General features: G+C 51.4%; 4 protein-coding genes and 1 pseudogene. 4 read left to right on the top strand and 1 reads right to left on the bottom strand.

Going from position 1 to position 5298, the window contains the following annotated elements; translation table 11 throughout:
- The first annotated feature begins 128 nt into the window (after nt 1-128).
- Complete coding sequence (locus tag A3OI_RS0118765; RefSeq protein WP_018405743.1) at nt 129-545, top strand: type IV toxin-antitoxin system AbiEi family antitoxin domain-containing protein; 417 nt, start codon at nt 129-131, stop codon at nt 543-545.
- Nucleotides 546-598: 53 nt separating this feature from the next.
- Complete coding sequence (locus tag A3OI_RS21360) at nt 599-3148, top strand: bifunctional diguanylate cyclase/phosphodiesterase (protein WP_018405742.1); 2550 nt, start codon at nt 599-601, stop codon at nt 3146-3148.
- Between the two features lie 578 nt (nt 3149-3726).
- Here A3OI_RS21360 and A3OI_RS22965 read toward each other — a convergent pair.
- Nucleotides 3727-3903, bottom strand: coding sequence for a hypothetical protein (locus A3OI_RS22965; RefSeq protein ID WP_018405741.1), 177 nt, complete (start codon nt 3901-3903; stop codon nt 3727-3729).
- 208 nt (nt 3904-4111) lie between these two features.
- On the opposite strand from A3OI_RS22965, the gene A3OI_RS0118750 reads away from it, so the two are divergent.
- Nucleotides 4112-4426 carry a circadian clock KaiB family protein gene (locus tag A3OI_RS0118750; protein ID WP_018405740.1) on the top strand — a complete coding sequence of 105 codons (315 nt, stop codon included), beginning with the start codon at nt 4112-4114 and terminating at the stop codon, nt 4424-4426.
- A gap of 546 nt (nt 4427-4972) precedes the next feature.
- A pseudogene (locus A3OI_RS23500) lies at nt 4973-5298 on the top strand (group II intron reverse transcriptase/maturase); the annotation flags it as partial.

The following is a 5298-nucleotide window of genomic DNA, read 5'->3' as shown; positions in this document are numbered from 1 at the left end:
TTGTCTGACGTCCGCCAGCGCAGCGTCGACATCAATGTTAGTGATCTTCATGGATCTGAGTACCGTTGAGTGTGGCCTAAATTCATGAAATTGGGGCCAAAACCAACGTGCCCGATTGGCTTGCGCAAATGAAAAGCGAGGCGGGTTTCGCCAGGGTGGCTGGTGTGGAACTGACCCTCCTGGATTGTGCCCGTTACTTTCACAAGGCCGCCGGTATCAATGGCGTGGCCCAGATTGTTCAGGACCTTGGTGCAAAGGCCAATCCACGCAAGCTGGCGAAAGCAGCCATGGCCTACGAGAATTCCGCTGTACGCCGGCTTGGGTATCTGCTGGATCGCGCAGGTCATGCCCGCCAAGCCAAGGTCCTGGAACCGTTCGCAAGGAAAGCCAAATCCATGAATGAACTGGATGAAGAAAAGGCGCACGTTATCGCAGGCGAAGTCGGGCAGGCAGTGGTAACGTGGCGTGAAGAGGCTACACAACTCAGTCTTACGCACGAGCTGAAATTGATCGTATGGCATCAGCCTTTGAGCATAAGGATCTGAGTGCGGCGCTTTCTATCCCTTAACGCAAGACAAGGAACGGATGAAAAAACATCATGAAAAACAAGGAAAATAGACAATATTTACTGAACCTCAATCGCTCACTGCAGACCCTGCGCAGGGTCAATCAGGCTCTGGTTCACAGTACCGACGAAAATGCGCTCAACCAGGAAGTCTGCCGCATTTTGACCGAATCGGGTGGCTATCGTTTTGCCTGGATTGGCTATGCTGAGCAGAACAGCGAGAAACGTGTTCGTCCTGTTGCCTCGTCCGATGATGATACGGGTTATCTGGATGAGATCACGATTAGCTGGGATGATGATGAATATGGCCGTGGACCGGCGGGAACGGCGATCCGGACCAGTTCGCCGGTAGTGATGAATGATATCGCTGTGCATCCTGATTTTATGCCCTGGCGCGAACAGTCGGGTAAGTATCATTATCGCTCATCCATGGCCTTGCCACTGATTAACAACGAGGGATGTTTCGGGGCGCTGAACATTTATTCATTTGAAATGGATGCATTTGGCGCAGAGGCACAGAGTCTGCTTATCGAAATGGCTGGCGACCTGGCCTTTGGTATTGGGGCCCTGCGTTATCAGAAAAAGGCCGTAGCCCGTAAAAACCAGATGCACGCACTCATTGAGCACAACCCGGATGCCATTCTCATCCTTGATATTGATGGCAGTGTTCTGTTTGCCAATCCGGCCGCCGAAATCTTGCTGGGGCGGCCAGCTAGTCAACTAAAAGGCATGCCACTCGGTTTGCCAATGTCGGTGGGAGAAACCACCGAGATTGAAATACTCTCGCATCGCGACGATGGGACTATTGTTCCCCGTCTCGCAGAGTTTCGCCAAGTGGATATCGCTTTTGGGGAGAAATCGTCCACGCTCGCCTTCCTGCACGATATCACCGAAAAGAAAAAGTCGGAGCAGCTCGCGACGCGCATGGGTCGTATTCTGGGACACTCATGGAACGAGATATACGCATTTAGTACAGACACGCTGAAGTTTGTCGATGTGAGTGCGGGGGCGCAGCAGCAACTGGGTTACACGCTGGAGGAGTTACAGCAGATGACGCCCTTGGATCTCGTGCCCGAGTTTAGCCTCGAACAGTTTGAAGCTCTGCTTGCGCCGCTGCGTGAGGGGAAGCAACAGGAAATCCAGTTTGAGGCCGATCGACATCGCAAAGATGGAACCACTTACCCTGTGGAAGTGCGTTCGCAATTGTCGCACGAGGAGCGTCCGCCGGTATTCCTCTCGATTGTGCAGGATATCAGTGAACGCAAAAAATATATCGCTGAGCTGGAACACAAGGCTCTGTACGATTCGCTGACTGATCTGCCTAACCGCATATTGTTACAGGATCGGCTCGAGCATGCGCTGAGAGTAGCAAAGCGTGAAGCAGTTCCACTGGCCTTGATTGTTATGTCAATACGCCGTTTGAGCGCGATCAACGACCTTATCGGCCATCAAACCGGCGACCGTGTTTTACAGATGGCAGCAGCCCGGTTGCTTAAGGCCTGTCGAGATTCGGATATTGTGGCACATCTGGGTGATGTTGAGTTCGTCGTTGTGTTGCCGGGAGCAACGCTTGAATTTGCGCAGGCCATCGCTGAAAAAATTCAGCAACAGCTTGAGTTGCCTATTAACATCGAGGAGTTCCCGCTGGAAATAGAAGCAGCTTACGGTATCGCACTCTATCCCGACCATGGTGACAAAGCTAGTGTGTTGTTGCAGCACGGCGACATTGCCATGCGAATAGCAAAACAGGATGGTGTGAGCATTTCGGTCTACAATCAGGAAAGCGATCCGTTTGGCCTGAAGCATCTCAGGCTCCATGGGGAACTGCGCCAGGCGATTGCTGATAAGGCCTTGGCCATTTATTACCAGCCAAAGGTGGATGTCAAAACGGCGCGCATCATCGGGGTAGAGGCATTGGCGCGTTGGCCCCATCCGAAAGATGGCATGATTCCTCCTGACGATTTCATCCCCATGGTCGAGCAGTCCGGCTTGATGCGGCCGTTTACCCTCTGGGTGCTTGAGACTGCGATTGCGCAACTGCGCGACTGGAAGAAAGAAGGTATCGAGCTCAGTATCGCGGTCAATCTATCTACCCGTAACCTGCTGGATCCTGAGTTGCCGAAAACGATTAAAAAACTGCTGGAGACGCACCAGGTCAGTGCTCACAACCTGTGCCTTGAGATCACGGAGTCAGCCATCATGTCCCGACCGGAGCAGGCTCTAAAGGTCTTGAACGAACTACATGACATTGGTACTACATTATCGATTGATGATTTTGGTACGGGTTATTCGTCGCTAGCCTACCTGAAAAAACTGCCCGTCGATGAAATCAAGATCGATCAATCTTTCATTTTTGGCTTAATTGAAAACGACAATGATGCGGTGATTGTACGTAGCACGATTGACCTTGCCCATAACATGGGAATGAGAACCGTTGCTGAGGGGGTCGAGAATAAAGAGATTATGGACATGCTGGAAGTGTCGGGGTGTGATATTGTTCAGGGGTATTTTATGAGTCGGCCAATACCATTAGAAGAATTGGAACAATGGTTGCGTACTAGCCAGTGGGGAATTGTGTCGTAGATCTCATGCGATCTGCAGTTTACATTTGTTTAATATCGCCCATATAGTATTTGTGGTTATATATATTACAATCTATAAATACACTGAGACCTTTGCGCGAAACCATCAAGAAACGAAGTTGATTATTTGAGATAACGTCGCACCCAACAAGACAGCAATAAGCGGATACAAAAGGGCTTGGAAGAACCTCACACAGCGCAGCTTGGCAGATGCCATGCCGAATCAGTACAGGAAGGCGGCACTCAATCAGTTCGTCATCATGTGCGGCAACAGGGTAGCTGCATGAATTTCGGGAATACAGTTACATTGACCCCCTCAGTCGAGCGAGAGCTTACTTGCGGAGGTGCATTATTAAGTGGCAGTCCCATCCAAATGACGATAAATCATTCCGGCGAATTTCTCGCATGGCATCAGCCGTTGCCACTTGTGACTGGCGCACTGGTTTTTTATAGAATCGATGCCTCTAACGTTTGCAGGGCTACAGAGACAGCCTCTGAGCGGTTTGCCGCTACCCCCCCCGAAAAACCAGTCAGATGGCCTCTGATGAGGTTTATGACAATAATGCGGTAGGTGCCGCCTTAACGGTTTGGGAGTTTGTTAATGCCGATGTCCTTCGGCGAGGTCTGGCCTTCCTTGCGCAACGCCGCCGCGCTGTATTGCTTCTCCAGCGACTTAGGCGTGTGCCAATCGAGCTTCGACGCGCTGGCCTCATCGTTGGATCCGACCGAAAGCCTGAAAACTTGTACATATCCCACAACTGGCGTTTGCGTTTGAGAGCAGGCACCGCAGATTCCTGTTGCACATCAAATGTGTTTTCTACCCACGCGATTATACCAAGACCCAGTGTTAATGAAGGGAATCATCAGCTATCAAATCGTTTAACAGTAAATTGTATCGGTTTACTTAGCTGTGACGTTATAGACCGGGTTGTACAGCAAAATTCAATGCAGGAGAACGTCAACCATGTCGAACAATAAATACCTGCTCAAACTGTTTATCACCGGCTATACGCCCCAGGCAGATCGAGCGATCAAGAACATCAATTCGATTTGCAAGAATGAGCTTGCCGGGGGATATCACCTCGAGATCATCAATATTCTCGAGAATCCACAACTCGCAGAGGGCGAGCGCATCATCGCCACGCCAACCTTGATCAAGGTATTGCCTAAGCCGTCACGCCGGGTCATTGGTGATTTGTCCAATACTAAAAAAGTATTGCTGGGACTCGACCTGGTAGCGGTGAATGATTCAGAGGGTGAGGAGCTTGGTCATGAATAAAATTGCAGAGACAGTAAAAAAGATCGAAACGGGGGGTTCCCGGCATGGATCACATTGCCATGGGTGGCTTGCCGAAGGGCCGCCCATTGTGACTTGCCTGGGTTTATATAGATTGTTTCAATAAGTCCTTCAACAATTTGTAGAGCGGCAATGAGCTCTCCTTGGTTTGGTTCATGGGAGCGATGTAATAATGTCCCGACCGGAGCAGGCTTAGAACGCCGAGCTAAATCGGCAGAGTGTCAGGGTGAAAGTCCCTACGAGGTAAGGCTGGCGGGCCGCTTCGTCCCCGAGTCATGCGCGACGGTCCGCAAGGGCCGCCGTGAAGTGTTGACAGGGGTGTCTGCAGGCGAAGTATCGAGCTGCGAAATCATTAGTTGGAGAGGCAGATGCTGTTAAGCGAAGCAGAATGCAACATGACCCGTACCGTCAAACCGCAAGGTATGGGCCACTCTTCCGCAGTCGTAGACCTTAAGCATGCAGATAAGCACTCTGTACGGAACTCGGGAGATCCCGGACAACCCTCCACACTCAGCCTGTGGAGGCCGCATGGTGAAGGTCAATAGCCTCACGACCCTGCGAGAGTCCGGGAAGTCGGATGAACTCATAGTACCGCAGAAGCAACCGAACAAGGGGCTGCAAGGCCCTGCGGAGGCTGTGGAGGGAAGGGGTTCAATCAAGAGGAACGCGAAACAGGACGCCGGCACCCCGGCTCAGAACGGGACCAGTGCTACGTCACGCTTGCTTCGCGTACGCCAAGTCGCGGCAAAAGATCGCCGAACACAGTTCACTTCACTGTTTCATCACCTCACAAGGACGCTGCTGACAGACAGCTTTTACAAGCTGAAGCGACGTTCAACTCCCGGCGTTGATGG

The sequence above is a fragment of the Marinobacter gelidimuriae genome (assembly GCF_000372805.1).
Taxonomy (GTDB): Bacteria; Pseudomonadota; Gammaproteobacteria; order Pseudomonadales; family Oleiphilaceae; genus Marinobacter; species Marinobacter gelidimuriae.
The sequence above is the reverse complement of the archived record's forward strand: the minus strand, read 5'-3'. Positions and strand labels throughout refer to the sequence as shown.